The organism is Gilliamella sp. B3482, assembly GCF_026536805.1.
GTDB lineage: Bacteria > Pseudomonadota > Gammaproteobacteria > Enterobacterales > Orbaceae > Gilliamella > Gilliamella apicola_E.
Window position 1 is genome coordinate 1 of record NZ_JAFNNL010000006.1, and the last position, 16,825, is coordinate 16,825.

Consider the following 16,825-nt stretch of genomic DNA (forward strand, 5'->3'; position numbering starts at 1 on the left):
GTAAAATAGGCATAAAAAAACCGACGAAAGTCGGCTTAATTACATTGTTGAGTAACGAATTTATTATCATTACCCTGAATTTGTTTGATTTGTCGGTTACGTTCGCATTCCCAACTTTCAGGCGGATATTCTTTATTCCACGCTGTCATTAGTTTATGTTCTGAATCAGATAAATTAATATTGTATCTATCTGACATGTAGAAATATGTGCGAGCTATAACACCACGAATTTCTTCTCTCGGCTGAAATTTACGAGTTTGAAAATCTACAGCGCTTTTGCATTGTCCGTATTGAGTAAATGTATTGGTAAACTGTGAATATCTGAAATTTGACCTATCGCCGTTAACTTCACCTATAGATGGCTGCAGATTATGTAAGTCGCCCTCCATCTCGTTAAAGACAATATCCTTTTTACACTCTTTTCGCCCACCGTTTCGCCAGCATTGCAGATGTCGCCCAAAATTTTCAGCAGGCATTACATGCTCCCATTCGACGCGAGATGCTCTGTTTTCATTTTTTCTTGGCTCATATCCGCATTGACTGAAATCAACTACCCCCTTTTTACCTGTATATGTAAACTCACAACCACAATAAAAAGTTGTTTGCTCGGGATTTGATTTATATAACTGAACCAGTTTTGTTTTTGCCGTATTAAAGTTTTGCTTACTAATCGCAACTTGTGTAGCTGTTGGTGTTATTGGGGTTGTTTTTGGTTTCGATGTTGGAGCTGCTGAGTATGTACCTATTCGACAAGTCTTAGTGGCTGAAATACATGAATTACCACAGGGGATGCCTTTTTTGCAATTTTTTGCATATGCGGTTGATGATGCAAATAAAATAAACAGAGAAACCAGAACTACTTTTTTTATGAAATCCATTTCAAACACCAAATAACAGTAAAAAATACCTAACTTTTTTAATAAATAATGTTGACTTTAAAAGTAGGTGCGACTATAATTATAAACATCAACAGGGAGTTGATAAAGCAAACCCCCAGCTTTCGATGGGGGCTTAAGGGAGAAACAAGATGTACCAGATCTTACTTCTCTTGGTTTTAATAAGCTTGAGCTTCTCAGTTTATTAACCAATCAAAGGCGGGGCGAAAGCCTCGCCGATGACCTTAAATATAACAACTATAGTATTAGAAATCAAGGTGATTATATGGCATTATCAAGAGCTGTAATTCAAAAGAAAAGTGATGAAAAACGCGGCGTAAAATCAAAAGGATACAAATTGCCTATTGAGATTATCGACTTAATAATAGAATTAAGTGCCAAGACTGAAAAATCACAAAGTAAGATCATTGAAGAAGCGATCTTAATGTACAAAAAATCACTTTAGTAAAAAAGCCTCTTCATTGAGGCTTTTAAATTTAATTATTAATAATAAAAAAAGCCCAACTATTTATTGAGCTTATATTTTATGCGTTCTGAACCGCATCTTAGGCATATTATCCGTTTAAACGTTTAAACAGTCAAGTGTTTTATTTTCTAAACCACTTATGCAGCGATGAACAAGTTAACAAATAAAGTCAACTAATATTAATTTATTGAGCACCTCCTCTGCATAAATATACTAGTCAAGATTTTTTATTTTCTCTAATAACGGTTTGAGTTCATTTACATTTTTATTTAATACGGTTTTCATGATTACATCAGGTAATTTTGAACCACCATCACCATGCACCATTATATAGCTAGCATCTACGTCCATTATATCATCTTGAGCTATTAAAACTGAACAAATCCCCGCAATTCTGGTTTCAGAGCGAGTATTATTGAAATTAATTTCACCAGTCATATCAATCAGTGTTGAGTAACTCTTAAATGAGTCATCGCTGAGGTTTTTATATTTTTCTATTAATTTGTATCTGTCTATATCCGCACGTGAAACTTTCCCGATAGAACTTTCACTATTATCCTTCATAATTAATCCATTCATTTTTTTTGTGAAATAATAAGGGGTTGACTTGCATATGTCAGTTAAATATGTAGATATATCACTTTCAGTTAAATTGGAATTTGCGCTCACTAGAAAAGGGAAATACAATAAACAAAACAATATTTTTTTCATACCATATCCTTAATAATTGAATTTTGGTAAATGGTATGAAATTTCATCTACTAAATCAACTATGCCACTTTTGGAAACAATTCAATAATATGACCTCTAATAAAGCATTCTGCGGCAAGTAATGTTTTAGTTATTTCTGTTGTTTGCTTACCCAGTATTCGCGCTTGTTTACTACAAGAGATTCCTCGAAGATAAAAAGCAGTTAAAATAGACCAATGCTCAACATTATCAGCTTTAAGTCTAAGTACCGCATTATCAACTATCAGGGCCTCATCTTCCGTTAAGTATTGACGATAATCAAAATCACGGGGCGCACCTTCAATACCTGCGGATTTTGACGGATATTCTGTACCCATTCGCTTAAGAACACGGGTATTTTTCCATGCAGTTAAAATGTCTTTGGTTTCTCTCATTACACCCCCAATTTACTTATAGACAACTCAATCCTTCCGCCTTTGACAACTTCTTTTCTTTCGCTATGCAGTACATCGATTTGTTCATCATCTAAGATGACATTGCTATGAATTAACGCATCAAAAATGGCTTTATTTATATTGTCTAGGTCTCGTTTTCTTTTATCTGGCATGTATGCCTTAATATTTATCATTACCCTATCAGCTAACTTTTTATTAGCTTTATTCTGTAAAACAATAGCTATAACTGCGTTTCGAAATTTAATGCCGTCGGCTTTAATATATCTTCGTTTTCCCACCGTTCCCCAATAATGATTTACGGTTGGCGGATATGGTAAAATCAAATGAATCACAGCCTTATTTTTCCATCTTTTATTAAAATGTTTTGTGTTTTCATAACTCCCTCTGCATGTGCTAATCTGACAAATTCATTTTCAAATATTCGTGTTCTACGGTCTATTTCATCATGGCAACTTGAACACGCCCATGCGCCTTGTAAATCGTTAGGTTTCATACCTACACCGCACGTACCAGCTAAACGATAATGCGCTAATACGGTAGTTTCAGGATTATGATTACAGCACGGTAAGCGCACTTGGCATTCTCGCCCTTTTGCTTCCTTAGTTAGTTTGCTCATCGTTAGCCTTATTTAAATTATGCTGATTTATGTATTCTCTACGTTGTTCATATAGCCATGCCAATAGTTGCTCGGCTTCTTCTATACATTCATCAATTGTTTTTAATGTGTTGTTCATCATGCCACCTTTGATAACTGGTCTTTGTATTGCTCAGCTAGTCGTATTGCCTCCAGCGCATCTGCACTAAATCTAACACCATTTTCGGCTCCAAATTGCTCAGCACAGATAACCACATCAGCAAATTCTTTTTTGTTCATTTTACGAGTTGATAGCCCCATAAAGACCAATCCTCCTTGAATCCCTTTTACACATTTCTGACCATGTAAATTGGCTGTGATTAAATGTTTCCATTCTTCTGCTGTCAGTTTTTCTCCGTTCCATTCAATTTGTTTTGCAATATCGTTTAAAACAGCCCACATCATTCGATTTTGTGCTAATGTTCGCTTTTCTTCATCAATCACTATTCTTAACGGATGTTCGCTATCAACTGGTAATTGATTAATAAAATTTATAGCTGTGTTACGTGCGACTTCATGAGTTAATCGAATTTCTTTAATCATCTCTAAACCCTCTCACACGCAAAATTACGCACCTGCACATCAACTTTAGACTTACCGAATGGTGTTTGAACCGTAGATAGCGTTTTAATTAATGATTTTTCAGTTATCTTAGAATCACGTTTTAACACAATTGATCCCCAACTTTGCCACCCTTTTTTAATTTCTGCTGTTATTTTATAAGCCATTTTTGTATCAACTCCCTTAATTTTGCCTTCTCTTCTTCCGAATATTTTTTAACTTGTTCGGCTAGTTCATATTTAATTTTTGCTACGTTTGCCCCTCGTTTCCTCAGCGCTGTAACATAGTCATATGCTATTTTGTCTAGCATGTGATAACGTCCTTGTGGGCATAAATTAGAACGGCACTTTATGTCTTGCATTTTTTGTATCTGTCTTTGCCGTCGCTAATTGATGAGCTATCGCTTGATCCGTATTATGAAAATGCCCATTAATAAAACTCATATATACAGTGCCTACTTCACCATTTCGAGCCTTACCAATAATGATTTCAGCTATCCCTTTTTGATTAGAATTTTCTTTGTTGTAATATTCGTCACGATAAAGAAACAATGTAATATCTGCATCTTGTTCAATTTCACCCGAATTGCGTAAATCGCTATTCATTGGTCGTTTATTTGGTCTTTCTTCAACTTTTCGTGACAATTGACTCAATGCAAAAACAGGGGTTCTAAGCTCTTTTGCCATTGATTTAAGTTCACGAGAAATAATGCCAATGGAAATATCAAATCTTTCAGCTTTAGGAGGTTTAATTAACCCTAAGTAATCAATAAAAATAGCAGTTAGTTCTGGATGTTTTCTCTTGTGTCGTCTTGCAATATTGCGAATTTTTTCAATTGTTAAATCTGAAATATCAACCATCCAAATTGGTAAATTAGTTAATTGACTAATACCCATACTGATTTTACCCCATTCGCTATCGTCTAGTTCTTCGGGGCTTCTGAATTTACTTGTAGCTAAATTTGTTGATGATGCAACTTGCCGTTGTGCTAACTGATTGGCAGACATTTCAAGAGAGAAAACTAAAACCCCCTGTCCTTTCATAGCCATTTGCTTAATCGCTTCTAATGCAAACTCAGTTTTCCCCATTGAAGGTCTACCTGCAATAATGACAAAATCGCTAGGCTCCAGCCCGCCTATTTTTTTATCTAAATCAGGTAAGCCAAGATTGATTATTTTTTCTTTGCCATTCATTCTGTTTTCAAGCGTATCAAACATATTTAACAGCACATCGTTAATGTGAATTGGCTCTACATCATCAACCTCTGTAGACAAATCATTAACTTGTTTAATCAGATCTCTTATAATCACTTTAGTGTTTTCAAAGTTATTTGCTTGAGCTATATCGTTACTGGCTTGCTTAACAAGATAGCTTATTCTGTTGGTTTGATACTTTTCTACCAACATCCGAGCATAGCCTTTAACATTAGCGGCACTATGGCACATCTTCATGGTTTCAAACATGTTAGCCGAATCGTTACCAGATAATTTTTCACTGATAATCAACGGATCTATTAAGTTTTTAGATAAAGCGTGCTGTTTTATTTCCTGGTAAAGTGTTCGATACAATCCAATAGAAAAAACCTCATCACAAAGCATATTTAAAACATCAAAGGAATTCTGATTAGCTCCATTTAGTAAAAGCCCTCCAATAACCGCACCTTCTAATTGCTGATTATTCATTACTGGCAACCCCCTTGTAATTTCATATATTTCGAACGCGTGTTATCTAATTTTTCAACTGTCATAACATTGTCAAAATTCATAGCCCAATTGGTTTTAGGATTGCAAATATCAAGGTCAGACGAAGTTTCCATCAAAATTTCAAAGTAGGATCGGATCGCTTGCAAGAAATCACTATTGCGTTTAGAAACCACTTTGACGATAGAATCGATTTTTTCAATACGCTTAGGTGTTATTTCATCAACGCATCCCAATTTTTCACCGCAAATTTCATTGAATGTATCAATAACATTTTGATAAGTTTGTAACGATTCCTGTCGCTTAATTGCATCTGATAAATAACCATCAAAGTAAGTTATACGGCAGATGTTTTGTGGCTTAGCTTTTGCTTTACCCATAGCATCAAACCAATCAATAACAAGCTTGATTTCATCCAGATTGTATTTATCCAAAACTTTCAAGAACGGACTGTAATCTTGACAACGTGCATTACGTGATTGGTTGTAATATGCCAAAAGTTCTTTCGCTAAATTTTCAGCACTCGATTTTTCCCCTTTAGGGGATATAGGGGTATTATTTTTATTATTACTTTCTTGTTCTAATACTTTATTGTTCTGTTGGTCATTCTTTTGGTCATTTGATTGGTCATAAGGTTGGTCATTAACATCGTTTAAAGCTTTACTATTATTAACTTTGCATTGGTCATTTGGTTGGTCATTCTTTTGGTCATTTGATTGGTCAAAAAAACACGACTGATAAGCATCATAATTTGTGATAGTTATAATAGTGCCTAAACGGTTGCCATACTTGGAAATCATGCCTTGTTTTTCAAAAAACTCTAAGGCTCTGCGTATGATTAACGCGCTAACTGGTTTCCCTCCAATTTCGATTTGACTAGCTAAAATTTCCCTAGTTGTAACTAGTTGTCCGCGAGATAAATTCCAGTCAACACCTTTAAAATTTACAACTCTGCTTTTGTAGCTAGCATCAATTAATAGATTTTCCCACAGAGTCCGTTTTACTGCGTCCTTAGCCCATTCTGCACGCTTTATGCTTCGAGTTAATGCAATATAGCCCTTTTTTAAATTATCCATGTTTACGCCTTGTTTAGCGTGATAGAAACTAATTACTTTTGCTGTGGACATAAACCCTCCTTAGCTTTCAAATACGCCTTTTTAAATTTAATAAATCCTTTTTTTGTAAAACCGTATTTGACGATTTCGTTAAGTTCTGTCTTGCTTAAAAATTCATATCTTGATATGCTTTCCATGTGATTTACTCCTATTCAGTGATCACACGCCACTAATTGCCGTTAGTGGCTTTTTTATGTGTAGCAATAACTTGTTGCACAAACGCAATTCTTGCCTTCACTAAGTTGTCTAGTAACTCATTAATTGTTTTTTCTTCTTTTTCGTCGATCTCGCCATCATCAGTTGCTTTCTGAATAAATTCTTCTAACTTTCCTCGTTCTGAGCTTATATTCATGCTCATTGTGAATAGATCATACTTACCTGCTTCAATATCAACTTTTGGAACAACAACGCAATTTGCATTTCTTGCAAAATAATCTGCAACTAATGTTGTTTCACTTAACTCTTGTAATGCTAAAAGTTCATCACAAGTAAAAAATCGAGTTCCTTTGTTTTCATAAAGACGATCTTTAAAAACAGAAAGAGAAATTCCCAAGTAAGAAGCAGCAACAGCTTGACCACCCTTAATATACTTAATCACTTCAATTACAAGTTCTCTTTGGCTTCCCATCTTTTTACCTTTTCCGTTGGGTTACTTTGTTTAACTTAATTCTTTATAGTTGATATTAAGCGATGCGTTTTTTGCTGCGTAAAACACACCAATTAATATCTGGACGCAAATCTTCACATCGAATAAATCCATTAGTTTTTTCCTCTAACATGATTATTTTTTCTAATGAGACTGAATTTATGTTGTTTAACCATTGCCAAACTTGAGATTTTGAAACATTTAAAGCTTTTGCGAGTTCTACTTGTGAACCCCCAAAAAAATCAATAGCTTTCTGTATTGATTCATTTTTCATGAGCACCTCGTATACGTTTACTAAACTTACACCTATAAAGTATAAATACAGTATACATTATTGTAAAGCAATTTTATACCCATGAAGTATAAATTTACTTTACAATTAACTGTAAATTAAGGAGCCAATTATGGATATTAATATTTCTGACTGGGTTAAATCCTCAAGGCTACGAGCCGGATTAACACAAGAGCAATTAGCTGAAAAGTTATCAATGACAAAAGGGAACATATCCGCTTTTGAAAATGGCAGAACCTCACCTAGCTTTAATGTTATGGTGAAAATATGTCATATTTGTGATGTAACACTACCTACCAATGAACCTAAAAGCCCCACGGAAGATACGGCAGTGATAATAAATGAATTAACAGTAACAGCAGAATGCGGAAAAGGTGATTTTAGTGACTATTTTGAATTAAAAGGTGGTCTGTCTTTTAGTAAAGAATGGTTAAAAGAAATGGGGATTGATCCTATGTATTGTTATGTAATATATGCAAAAGGATTAAGTATGTACCCTACTTTACAAGATGGGCAAGCCGTTTTAATAGATACAAGCCAAAAAATACCAGTTGAAAATAAAGTCTATCTAATAATGAGAGATCTTAATGGGCTTATTATGAAACGGATTTCTAGAGATAAAAATGGCGACTGGATTTATATTAGCGATAATGCAGATAAAAATAGATATCCGAATATGTTTGCTCTTGAAAATGATAAAATAATTGGTCGAGTTGTTTGGACTGGCGGTAATGCAGGACTATAACATCTAATCAACCACTCAACCGCTTCGGCGGTTTTTTTGCACTTAAAAACAGCTTATAAATAATAGCTGTGTTTTTTTACATACCTCTAATCATTCACCAACCAAATTTTAAGAGGTTCTATTTCATTTAATATTAATTCACTCAAAATGAGAATATGGGGTTTAATTTTAATTAAATGCACTCTAAGTGGATCATTTTATTGAAATAAATTAATTTACTGAGTATAATTCGATCAATATTTAGTGGTAAGCAGTTTTTTTTACTACTATATATAGGGAAGCCCGATATTGGCGTATCGGGCAAATATAAAAAAATAAAGCATTTAGGGCTTTATTGTGAGATCTCGATTACTATTCTATATTCGTTTTCTTTTTAAGTAAAGCCCTATTTAATGCTTATCCTTTATAGGAGTATTATTATGGGTTATTCACCTATATGCCGAAAGGCGCACCGTTATGATGTTCATTTTTCATCTTTACCAGATTATCAAGGAACTTTTAGCAGACATAAATGTGCAGGTTGTGCATTTGAATTAGGCTATTTTCATGCAGTAAATGGAATACCTAAAGCAATGGATGATTCTGTTTTAGATAGCATCCCATACAGTCAAGCAGGTAGTGTCCGACATAAGGATGCATTTACTGCATATAATGATGGGTACAAATTTGCAATGAGTCTAGCTAAGGCAGCTTAATTCTTTAAGATAAAACAAAGCCCCAAACGGGGCTTTTTTCATGCCTAAAACCCGCAGGAACAAATCTTTCCCCACTCTATCTGTGCAAAAAATAAGCAATCGGTATATTTATTTTATACTTTTGTATATTATTTGTTTACATTAAGTATAAATATACTATACTTAGATGCATCAAAACAAATCAACTTAACAACAATGTTAAACAAGACTACGAGTTATTTAACTGGTTAACGAGATTCAAGTAGCTAGCTGAGGCATATGAAAGTACAGCGGTTTTGATTAGATAGTCGAACGGCGCGACTTTAAACCATGCGTCGGGACTGTGGCGGTAACTCAATACAGGCGGTAAACAATCAAACTAAATGCCTTTCTGTGAGAGATATATAGTTTGAAAAGAATTGATGGAGCTTGAGCGTGTTGCAGTATTACTCAGGCATATTCCTAAGCACTTTTACGAGAATTCTTACGAATACTGACAGCTCGGAAAGACGGCGCAATGCTACATCCTATTGCCCTCTACGTGAGGGCTTTTTTTGAGGTGATTATGACTAATAAAGATTTTGTTAATGTGAAAATCAAAGATAGATTTCACAAGGATTATGAGTTAACAGACAGCGAAATAAAGTTTGCCCTCTTTTGCACATACTTTGTGATTTTAGGTGGATTATTTTGCTTGTTCTACTGGATGCTACAGATTGCTACGAGGTGAGTTATGCAGTTACATAAATTGGTCGAAAATGGTTACGAAAGCGCTTACTGCAATATGTTAAACAATATTGAAATGCAAGATGCCAAGGAAGAATGGATTGAAAGCCGAGCCGAAGAACTAATTAAAAACTTTAGTAACGACAATGACTGGCAAATCATCGAACTACTCAAAATCAAACTGGAAAGTAAAAGTATTGATGATGATATTTATAACCAATTTATCGTTGATATCTGTTATTCGCAGGCAAAAACCGAATATAAAGAAAAATTCAATAAATGGAGATTTTAGAATGAGCGGAAATAAACTAACAGAATTAACTTTAACATTATCCAAAAAATTAGAGCTAGGAAGCCCCGAAGGGCTTCTTGATGTACTAAAAAATACCGCATTTAAAAGCAATGCTAACGACGACCAATTAACCGCCCTTTTAATTGTAGCTAATCAATATTCATTAAATCCTTGGACTAAAGAAATTTATGCATTCCCTGATTCACGTAACGGTATAGTGCCAATTGTTGGTGTTGATGGATGGGCAAGAATTATTAATCAAAACCCACAATTTGACGGCATGGACTTTGACCAAGATGATGAAAAATGTACATGCAAAATTTATCGAAAAGACAGGAGCCACCCTATCTCAGTGACCGAATGGATGAGCGAATGTAAAAGAGATAGCGCTCAACCATGGAAATCTCATCCAAAGCGTATGCTAAGGCATAAAGCAATGATTCAATGTGCAAGGCTTGCTTTTGGTTTTGCAGGAATTTACGACCAGGATGAAGCAGAACGAATTATTGAAGGTTCAGCCACTGAAGTAAATATGGGAAAACAGTCGGATGATAGACGTCCTGAATTAATTAAGTCATGTGAAGATGAAGCTAAAAAAGGGCTAGAATCATTTGGTACTTATTGGATGTCGCTTAGCCAAGAAGATAGAAAAATTATTGGTAATGATGAAAAAGAGCGAATCAAAGCATTATGTCCAATTGAAGCAGAATTTAAAGAGGTGAATCAAGATGACAACTCTTTTAAATGAAATCGAACAACGCAGTGATGAATGGTTTAAGGCGAGACAAGGAAAAGTTACTGCTAGTCGTATTAATGACGTAATGGCGAAAACTAAAAGCGGTTATTCAGCTTCTCGTCAAAATTATATGGCTCAACTAATTTGCGAACGATTAACTGAAACGCCTACCACATCATACACTAATGCAGCCATGCAACGAGGTACAGAATTAGAACCAGTTGCAAGAGAAATGTATATCCTTAATCAATTTGATGTAACTGTAAAAGAAGTGGGGTTTATCCCCCACCCTACAATCAAAAATGCTGGTGCAAGTCCTGATGGATTGGCAAATGATGATGGCTTAATTGAAATCAAATGCCCTAATACATGGACACACATAGAATTCATGCAATCACTAAAACCAAAACGAGAATACATATTACAAATGCAATGGCAAATGATGTGTACGGGTCGAAAATGGTGTGATTTTGTGAGTTATGACGATAGATTACCCGACAATTTAAGTTACAAATGTGTTCGAATTTATTATGACAAAAATTTAGCTCAAGAAATCGAAATAGAAGTTATTAAATTTCTGCAAGAACTTGATGACCAAATTAAACAACTGGAGCAAGAAAATGGCAATTAATAGTATTAACGTATCTGGCAATGTAGGGAAAGATTGTGAGTTGCGTGTAACGCAGAACGGCAAATATATAGCGAGTTTCAGTATAGCCGTAACACAAGGATACGGTGAACACGAGAAAACAAGTTGGCTTACTTGTCGCATATTTGGGAAGACGGCCGAAGGGTTACAACCTTATATAAAAAAAGGCGATCTAATAACTGTTAGCGGTGAATATGTTACTGAAGAGTGGGAAAAAGACGGAGTTAAACGGTTAAGCCCCACAATTATAGTAAATCAAGTTCAATTGCAACGAAAAGGTAACAATCAACAACAGCAACGACCTAATCCAGTTAAACAGCCGACACAAACTCAGTCTGAAGATTTTATAGAGGACGATATTCCTTTCTGAGATAAGGAATAAAATAAACTCTATATTATCTTCTTTAATAACTATTCTTTATCTATTAGGGTTCAGAACTAACCATTCTATTGACGGTTTATGCCCATTTTTAACCGCTATATTATAATCTAGCGCAATAGTTTGAATTGCTCTATGTAAAGCATAAGCCTTATCATCACCCCATGGATTTGATGGACGATATGCGCCTATTTGTACTGGTGTTTTAATATAGTGGCTTAATTTAAAATCGTAACCAGACTGTTTACTCTTTGATAAAGTAATTGTAATTTTTGTTGGTATATCTTTCAATGAAAACCAATATTCATTTTCATCATAATTACCATGTTCTGAAATAGCTTCATCATTAAAGGCACTTTCAATTTTAAATGACATGAACTTCACCTCTCCTATATGCAATATAACATTTATATATAAACAAAATTATATATTTCAAGATTTGTGATACACAAAAAATATTCTTACGCTGATTATTTAGTGTGCGATTACTATTATCTAAAGGAAATGATTATGACTATTGATGAACTAAAAGCAGAATTAATCCGTATAGCAAACTCTAATGCTGACGAGGAAATATGCCACGGTGAAGCTGATGATTTAATAATTAACTTTCTAGCACAACTAGACCCTGAAATAAGAACAATATTTGACTCTATCGATAAATGGTATGCATGAGGTGATTAAGTGAAAGAGATTAAGAGATACAGCAAATTAAGGACCAAACATGACTAACTACACTAAAGAACAGCGAGAAATGATTGCTGAATTTATTGAAAAAGAAATTTTGCCAATGAGGAGCATGGTTAATCAGTCGTTAGTGTTTTCAAAACAGGACGAATGGGTTAACGTCAAGGACATTAATGAAAAACTAAAAAATCTTAAATTCATAAGGTTTGCTGAAATTAAAAATCAGGTAGGAACAAGGTTTTTGCGACAATTCTATGATGATAAATATATTATAGCACACAATCAAACGACAAATGAAAACATCATAATCAACATCAACAAATCATTAGCATTTAGTGTAAATGCTATCAGCGATGATACGCTCGTAGAGGTGATCAATGAAACCTCGTCAAATAATGTCGGGGACAGGTGAAAGTAGGGGTACGGTTTAAATGAAAAAGAAATTTAAACAACGCAAGCAACACTATTTCTTATTTGCATATAAATTTCAATGCACAAATGGTAAAGATGGGTATGGGTGTAAAACCATATCAAAAAATAATATAAATGTAACACAAACAACCTTTAATTGTATTTGGGAATTATTAAAGAAAGATGTTGATGATGTTGAAAGTATGATTATAACTTCAGTTAATTATCTTGGTTATATGACTGAAAAGGAATTTAACGATAATTGATCAATATAGGGATGGTATATGAAAAAATATAATCTAATTTACGCCGATCCGCCGTGGCAATATTCGAATCAATCAACACGAGCCGCCACAAAAAACACTATCCTACCCTTAAAACTCAATCAATAAAAAAACTACCGATACCAAAAATAGCCAACGATAACTCAGTATTGGCAATGTGGTATACATCAGCGTTTGCCTTAGGTGCTATTGAAATAGCGAAGGCATGGGGTTTCGAGTTAAAAACATGAACTATTCACATGGGTGAAATTAAATAAAAACTATCATCAAAACATAACTAAACAACTAAAAAGGCGCATAGCGCAAAACCTCAGGAAGCACGAGACCGAATAGTTCAATTATACGGAAATGTACCGAAGGTTGAATTGTTTGCCCGTCAGAACGTAAACGGTTGGGATGCGTGGGGTAATGAATGTATAAATGATATTGAGTTAGGAAATGAAAAATGATTGAAAAAATTAATTTAACAAAAGCAGCATCTTTACGAGACGTAAAAGCAATAACCAGTTTTAGCCGCTCTACAATCTATAGAAAAATTAAAATAGCAGGTTTCCCCAAGCCGATAAAAATATCAGACAAGAGGGTTGTGTGGGATGAAGAACAGGTAAAAAAATGGCTCAATGAACAAGCTAACACTTATATTCAATAGTCCATTTATCTATCATATCAGCCCAATCTTGCAATAATTTTCGCCTTTGTTCAGAATATTCAGCTTTATTATAAACTGCTCTAACCCCTCTTTGTTCGTGAGCTAATGCTTTCTCTATCCAATCAGAATTGTAACCAGCTTCATGAAGATGAGTTGATGCAGTTCTTCTCATATCGTGAACGGTAAAATCACCTAGCTTCAAACCGTTTCTTTGAGCTAATTGTATGGTATGCGTGCAGGCTCTATTAATTGAGGATTTAGATATATTGCCGTATTTGGATTGTCCAAAACTCGGTAGAACAAAAGGCGATTCACTTGATAATATCTTTAACTGCATAAATAAATCAACTGCTTGCTTAGATAAATAAACAACATGCGGTCTACCTGCCCCCTGCCTACTCGCTTTCATTCTTTCCGCAGGGATTGTCCATTCAGCATTTTTAAAATCTATTTCATCCCACGTCGCATCAACTATTCCACTTTTCCTTGTCATGGTCAACATTATTAATTTTAATGCAATTTTTAATTGCAAAGATGTTTTGCTAATTTTTAATGTATTAAAAAATATGCCCACCTCTTGCTTTGTCAGTGCTCTATCTCTTGGTGCAAATGTCGCTATTGAAGCCCCTTTTACATACTCTGCTGGGTTGTCATAATTTGCGCCTCTTGCTTTAGCGTAAGTGAAAACCATTCCAACGATATCGCGTGTTTTAACAGCGGTGACAGGCGCTCGCTCTTTTAATTTTTCACAATATTGCCTCAACATTGTTGGCGTTATTTCTGATAATAGCAACTTACCAAATTTTGGAGCTACATCTCTTTTTACTATTCCACCAACAATATCCCTAGTACTAGCAGCATAATCAGCATCAATAAACCACTTATCCAACCAGTATCCGAAAACATCATTATTTTTTGTTTGCTTTTCACGTTGTTTTTCTTTAGCAGGCGAAAGCCCATTTGCAAGCTTTTTTTTTGCTTCAAGTAGTTTGTCTCTTGCTTCAGATAGAGATAATTCACCGTACTTACCAAATGTAATCGTTTCTCGTCGCCCATTAATACGGTAATCATAACGAAAAGACAATGTACCTGTTTTTGATACCGCTACATACAAACCATCTCGATCGGGGAGTTTGTATTGTTTGTCTTTAGGTTTTATTGATTTAAGCTTGGTTTCTGTTAACATAGTAATCTCCGATACCGTCATTCGTGTCGGTAATTTTAGTAAAATATTCTATGTTAAATTTTTGATACCGTCAAAGCTACCGTCAAAAAAAGCAAGCTTATATGAGACTAAATGAGACTATGTGAGACTAAAAAGCCTTGATAAACAAGGCTTAAAATAATAAGAAAAGACTATATAAGATCGTATGATATCAATTGCAATTATTCCCACTCAATAGTGGCAGGCGGTTTTCCACTTATATCATATACAACTCGTGATATTCCATTGACTTCGTTGATAATACGATTTGATACTCGCCCTAAGAATTCGTAAGGTAAATGTGCCCAGTGAGCGGTCATGAAGTCGATAGTTTCAACAGCACGTAATGAGACAACCCAATCATACTTACGTCCGTCTCCCATTACTCCAACTGAACGTACTGGTAAGAATACGGTAAATGCTTGACTGACTTTGTGGTATAGGTCAGCTTTATAAAGTTCTTCGATAAAAATAGCATCGGCTTGACGCAGTAAATCACAATACTCTTTTTTCACTTCACCGAGAACACGCACTCCTAAACCTGGACCTGGGAATGGATGACGGTAAAGCATATCGTAAGGTAAACCGAGTTCTAAACCAACTTTACGTACTTCATCTTTGAATAATTCTCTTAATGGTTCTACTAGCCCCATTTTCATATCTTCAGGTAAACCACCAACATTATGATGTGATTTAATCACGTGGGCTTTACCTGTATCAGCAGCAGCAGATTCAATGACATCTGGATAGATAGTACCTTGAGCAAGCCATTTGACATCTTTTAATTTTGCCGCCTCTTCATCAAAAACAGCGACAAATTCACGACCAATAATTTTACGTTTAGCTTCAGGATCTGCCTCTCCCTTCAGTGCAGCCATAAAGCGATCTTCGGCATTAATTGCGATAATATTTAACCCAAATTTATCACCAAACATATCCATGACTTGCTTTGCTTCATTTAAACGTAATAAGCCATGATCAACAAATACGCAAGTTAACTGGTCACCAATGGCTTGATGTAATAATAATGCAGTAACCGAAGAATCAACACCACCTGATAAACCTAATAATACTTTATCTTTACCGACTTTTTCTTTTATACGAGCAATTGCATCAGTAATAATAGAAGACGGTGTCCATAGCTTTTCACACTGACAAATATCAATAACAAAACGCGTTAATAACTCTAATCCTTTAACCGTATGCGTGACCTCTGGATGAAACTGTACGCCATAAAACTGTTTTTCATCGTTGGCCATAATGGCGAATGGACAAGTTTCTGTTTGCCCAATTAAGGTAAATGTGTCAGGTAATGAAGTAACTTTATCACCATGACTCATCCATACATCAAGTTGCTCTATACCAGCATCATTGGTGCTATCTAAAATACCGTCTGTTAATTTTGATTTTGCAACAATATCAACTTTAGCATAACCAAACTCTCGTTGATTAGAAGCTGTAACTTGTCCCCCCTTACCTACTTGAATTGCCATAGTTTGCATACCATAGCAGATACCTAACACGGGCACGCCAGCATTAAACACATATTCTGGTGCTCGAGGGCTATTTGGGTCAGTAGTACTTTCAGGACCACCAGATAGAATGATACCTTTAGGGTTAAATTGTTTGATTTTTTCTTCCGACACATCCCACGGCCAAAGTTCACAATAAACACCTATTTCACGAACCCGTCGAGCAATTAATTGGGTAACTTGCGAACCAAAATCAAGAATTAAAATACGTTGCTGGTGGATGTCATTTTTCATCAAATTTATTCCTAAACTATGGACTAATACAAAATCAAGGCGCTATTGTATCATTTACCGATTAAATTGAACGGATTAAATGAAAAACAATTGTAAATATTTTACATTAATATATTTTAAATCGGTTAAACATTTAATCTTGTTAATTTTATTAGATAATTAATTATA

General features: G+C 34.8%; 29 protein-coding genes. 13 read left to right on the forward strand and 16 right to left on the reverse strand.

From position 1 onward, the window contains the following. Positions 1–35 precede the first annotated feature (35 nt). The gene (locus J3U18_RS09640) at positions 36–878 is read right to left on the reverse strand and encodes an endonuclease (protein WP_267353826.1); all 843 of its coding nucleotides are present in this window, start codon (positions 876–878) and stop codon (positions 36–38) included. A gap of 283 nt (positions 879–1,161) precedes the next feature. Here J3U18_RS09640 and J3U18_RS09645 point away from each other — a divergent pair, with 283 nt between their 5' ends. Then, entirely contained in the window at positions 1,162–1,341 is a 180-nt protein-coding gene (locus J3U18_RS09645; protein ID WP_267348114.1) for a ribbon-helix-helix protein, CopG family, read from the forward strand. Between the two features lie 234 nt (positions 1,342–1,575). On the opposite strand, the gene J3U18_RS09650 is transcribed toward J3U18_RS09645, so the two are convergent. The 12 genes from J3U18_RS09650 to J3U18_RS09705 form a co-directional block, all read right to left on the reverse strand. Next, positions 1,576–2,073 carry a hypothetical protein gene (locus J3U18_RS09650; protein WP_267353827.1) on the reverse strand — a complete coding sequence of 166 codons (498 nt, stop codon included), beginning with the start codon at positions 2,071–2,073 and terminating at the stop codon, positions 1,576–1,578. A gap of 59 nt (positions 2,074–2,132) precedes the next feature. Further along, positions 2,133–2,486 (reverse strand): antiterminator Q family protein, encoded by a 354-nt coding sequence (locus tag J3U18_RS09655; protein ID WP_267353829.1) that lies wholly within the window; start codon positions 2,484–2,486, stop codon positions 2,133–2,135. Next, positions 2,486–2,839 carry a RusA family crossover junction endodeoxyribonuclease gene (locus J3U18_RS09660; protein WP_267353831.1) on the reverse strand — a complete coding sequence of 118 codons (354 nt, stop codon included), beginning with the start codon at positions 2,837–2,839 and terminating at the stop codon, positions 2,486–2,488. The genes J3U18_RS09655 and J3U18_RS09660 overlap by 1 nt, the downstream gene beginning before the upstream one ends. After that, positions 2,836–3,123, reverse strand: coding sequence for a DUF1364 domain-containing protein (locus J3U18_RS09665; protein WP_267353833.1), 288 nt, complete (start codon positions 3,121–3,123; stop codon positions 2,836–2,838). The genes J3U18_RS09660 and J3U18_RS09665 overlap by 4 nt, the downstream gene beginning before the upstream one ends. Next, positions 3,107–3,241: a hypothetical protein gene (locus J3U18_RS09670; protein WP_267353835.1), complete on the reverse strand. Its 135-nt coding sequence runs from the start codon at positions 3,239–3,241 to the stop codon at positions 3,107–3,109. The genes J3U18_RS09665 and J3U18_RS09670 overlap by 17 nt, the downstream gene beginning before the upstream one ends. Continuing rightward, complete coding sequence (locus tag J3U18_RS09675) at positions 3,241–3,684, reverse strand: recombination protein NinB (RefSeq protein WP_267353836.1); 444 nt, start codon at positions 3,682–3,684, stop codon at positions 3,241–3,243. The genes J3U18_RS09670 and J3U18_RS09675 overlap by 1 nt, the downstream gene beginning before the upstream one ends. A gap of 2 nt (positions 3,685–3,686) precedes the next feature. After that, positions 3,687–3,869 (reverse strand): hypothetical protein, encoded by a 183-nt coding sequence (locus tag J3U18_RS09680; protein WP_267338467.1) that lies wholly within the window; start codon positions 3,867–3,869, stop codon positions 3,687–3,689. Next, positions 3,854–4,012, reverse strand: a complete 159-nt coding sequence (locus J3U18_RS09685) for a hypothetical protein (protein ID WP_267353837.1) — start codon at positions 4,010–4,012, stop codon at positions 3,854–3,856. Before J3U18_RS09685 ends, J3U18_RS09680 begins: the two co-directional genes overlap by 16 nt. Positions 4,013–4,037: 25 nt before the next feature. Beyond that, complete coding sequence (locus J3U18_RS09690; protein ID WP_267353839.1) at positions 4,038–5,384, reverse strand: replicative DNA helicase; 1,347 nt, start codon at positions 5,382–5,384, stop codon at positions 4,038–4,040. Beyond that, entirely contained in the window at positions 5,384–6,529 is a 1,146-nt protein-coding gene (locus tag J3U18_RS09695) for a hypothetical protein (RefSeq protein WP_267353841.1), read from the reverse strand. Before J3U18_RS09695 ends, J3U18_RS09690 begins: the two co-directional genes overlap by 1 nt. A 157-nt stretch (positions 6,530–6,686) precedes the next feature. Beyond that, a complete protein-coding gene (locus J3U18_RS09700) occupies positions 6,687–7,145 on the reverse strand; it encodes a YmfL family putative regulatory protein (RefSeq protein WP_267353843.1) in 459 nt (152 codons plus the stop codon). 55 nt (positions 7,146–7,200) lie between these two features. Further along, entirely contained in the window at positions 7,201–7,437 is a 237-nt protein-coding gene (locus J3U18_RS09705) for a transcriptional regulator (RefSeq protein ID WP_267353845.1), read from the reverse strand. Positions 7,438–7,567: 130 nt separating this feature from the next. Here J3U18_RS09705 and J3U18_RS09710 point away from each other — a divergent pair, with 130 nt between their 5' ends. The 6 genes from J3U18_RS09710 (at position 7,568) to J3U18_RS09735 (ending at position 11,647) form a co-directional block, all read left to right on the forward strand. Next, positions 7,568–8,200 (forward strand): XRE family transcriptional regulator, encoded by a 633-nt coding sequence (locus J3U18_RS09710; protein WP_267353846.1) that lies wholly within the window; start codon positions 7,568–7,570, stop codon positions 8,198–8,200. Positions 8,201–8,619: 419 nt separating this feature from the next. Next, complete coding sequence (locus J3U18_RS09715) at positions 8,620–8,895, forward strand: hypothetical protein (RefSeq protein ID WP_267353848.1); 276 nt, start codon at positions 8,620–8,622, stop codon at positions 8,893–8,895. 712 nt (positions 8,896–9,607) lie between these two features. Continuing rightward, entirely contained in the window at positions 9,608–9,892 is a 285-nt protein-coding gene (locus tag J3U18_RS09720) for a hypothetical protein (protein WP_267353850.1), read from the forward strand. Position 9,893: 1 nt separating this feature from the next. Further along, positions 9,894–10,640 carry a phage recombination protein Bet gene (gene bet, locus J3U18_RS11850; protein WP_324169795.1) on the forward strand — a complete coding sequence of 249 codons (747 nt, stop codon included), beginning with the start codon at positions 9,894–9,896 and terminating at the stop codon, positions 10,638–10,640. Beyond that, positions 10,621–11,259 carry a lambda exonuclease family protein gene (locus tag J3U18_RS09730; protein ID WP_267353852.1) on the forward strand — a complete coding sequence of 213 codons (639 nt, stop codon included), beginning with the start codon at positions 10,621–10,623 and terminating at the stop codon, positions 11,257–11,259. The genes bet and J3U18_RS09730 overlap by 20 nt, the downstream gene beginning before the upstream one ends. Further along, positions 11,249–11,647 (forward strand): single-stranded DNA-binding protein, encoded by a 399-nt coding sequence (locus tag J3U18_RS09735; protein WP_267353854.1) that lies wholly within the window; start codon positions 11,249–11,251, stop codon positions 11,645–11,647. The genes J3U18_RS09730 and J3U18_RS09735 overlap by 11 nt, the downstream gene beginning before the upstream one ends. A gap of 48 nt (positions 11,648–11,695) precedes the next feature. Here the strand turns inward: J3U18_RS09735 and J3U18_RS09740 are convergent, their stop codons facing one another. Beyond that, positions 11,696–12,031, reverse strand: coding sequence for a hypothetical protein (locus J3U18_RS09740; protein WP_267353855.1), 336 nt, complete (start codon positions 12,029–12,031; stop codon positions 11,696–11,698). A gap of 135 nt (positions 12,032–12,166) precedes the next feature. Between J3U18_RS09740 and J3U18_RS09745 the strand changes: the two genes are divergently transcribed. The 6 genes from J3U18_RS09745 to J3U18_RS09760 all read left to right on the forward strand — a co-directional run bounded on the left by J3U18_RS09745 (position 12,167) and on the right by J3U18_RS09760 (position 13,687). Continuing rightward, a complete protein-coding gene (locus J3U18_RS09745; RefSeq protein WP_267348169.1) occupies positions 12,167–12,331 on the forward strand; it encodes a hypothetical protein in 165 nt (54 codons plus the stop codon). Positions 12,332–12,380: 49 nt separating this feature from the next. After that, positions 12,381–12,755, forward strand: coding sequence for a hypothetical protein (locus tag J3U18_RS09750; protein ID WP_267353857.1), 375 nt, complete (start codon positions 12,381–12,383; stop codon positions 12,753–12,755). Between the two features lie 19 nt (positions 12,756–12,774). Then, positions 12,775–13,020 (forward strand): hypothetical protein, encoded by a 246-nt coding sequence (locus J3U18_RS09755; RefSeq protein WP_267353859.1) that lies wholly within the window; start codon positions 12,775–12,777, stop codon positions 13,018–13,020. A 137-nt stretch (positions 13,021–13,157) separates the two neighbouring features. Next, positions 13,158–13,268 carry a hypothetical protein gene (locus tag J3U18_RS11935; RefSeq protein ID WP_416380410.1) on the forward strand — a complete coding sequence of 37 codons (111 nt, stop codon included), beginning with the start codon at positions 13,158–13,160 and terminating at the stop codon, positions 13,266–13,268. Between the two features lie 99 nt (positions 13,269–13,367). Next, the gene (locus J3U18_RS11940) at positions 13,368–13,487 is read left to right on the forward strand and encodes a hypothetical protein (protein WP_416380411.1); all 120 of its coding nucleotides are present in this window, start codon (positions 13,368–13,370) and stop codon (positions 13,485–13,487) included. Beyond that, a complete protein-coding gene (locus J3U18_RS09760; RefSeq protein ID WP_267353861.1) occupies positions 13,484–13,687 on the forward strand; it encodes a helix-turn-helix transcriptional regulator in 204 nt (67 codons plus the stop codon). Before J3U18_RS11940 ends, J3U18_RS09760 begins: the two co-directional genes overlap by 4 nt. On the opposite strand, the gene J3U18_RS09765 is transcribed toward J3U18_RS09760, so the two are convergent. Together J3U18_RS09765 and guaA are read right to left on the reverse strand one after the other, a co-directional pair. Continuing rightward, the gene (locus tag J3U18_RS09765; RefSeq protein ID WP_267353863.1) at positions 13,668–14,873 is read right to left on the reverse strand and encodes a tyrosine-type recombinase/integrase; all 1,206 of its coding nucleotides are present in this window, start codon (positions 14,871–14,873) and stop codon (positions 13,668–13,670) included. The genes J3U18_RS09760 and J3U18_RS09765 overlap by 20 nt on opposite strands. A gap of 200 nt (positions 14,874–15,073) precedes the next feature. Next, a complete protein-coding gene (gene guaA, locus J3U18_RS09770; protein WP_267353865.1) occupies positions 15,074–16,657 on the reverse strand; it encodes a glutamine-hydrolyzing GMP synthase in 1,584 nt (527 codons plus the stop codon). Between the last annotated feature and the right edge of the window lie 168 nt (positions 16,658–16,825).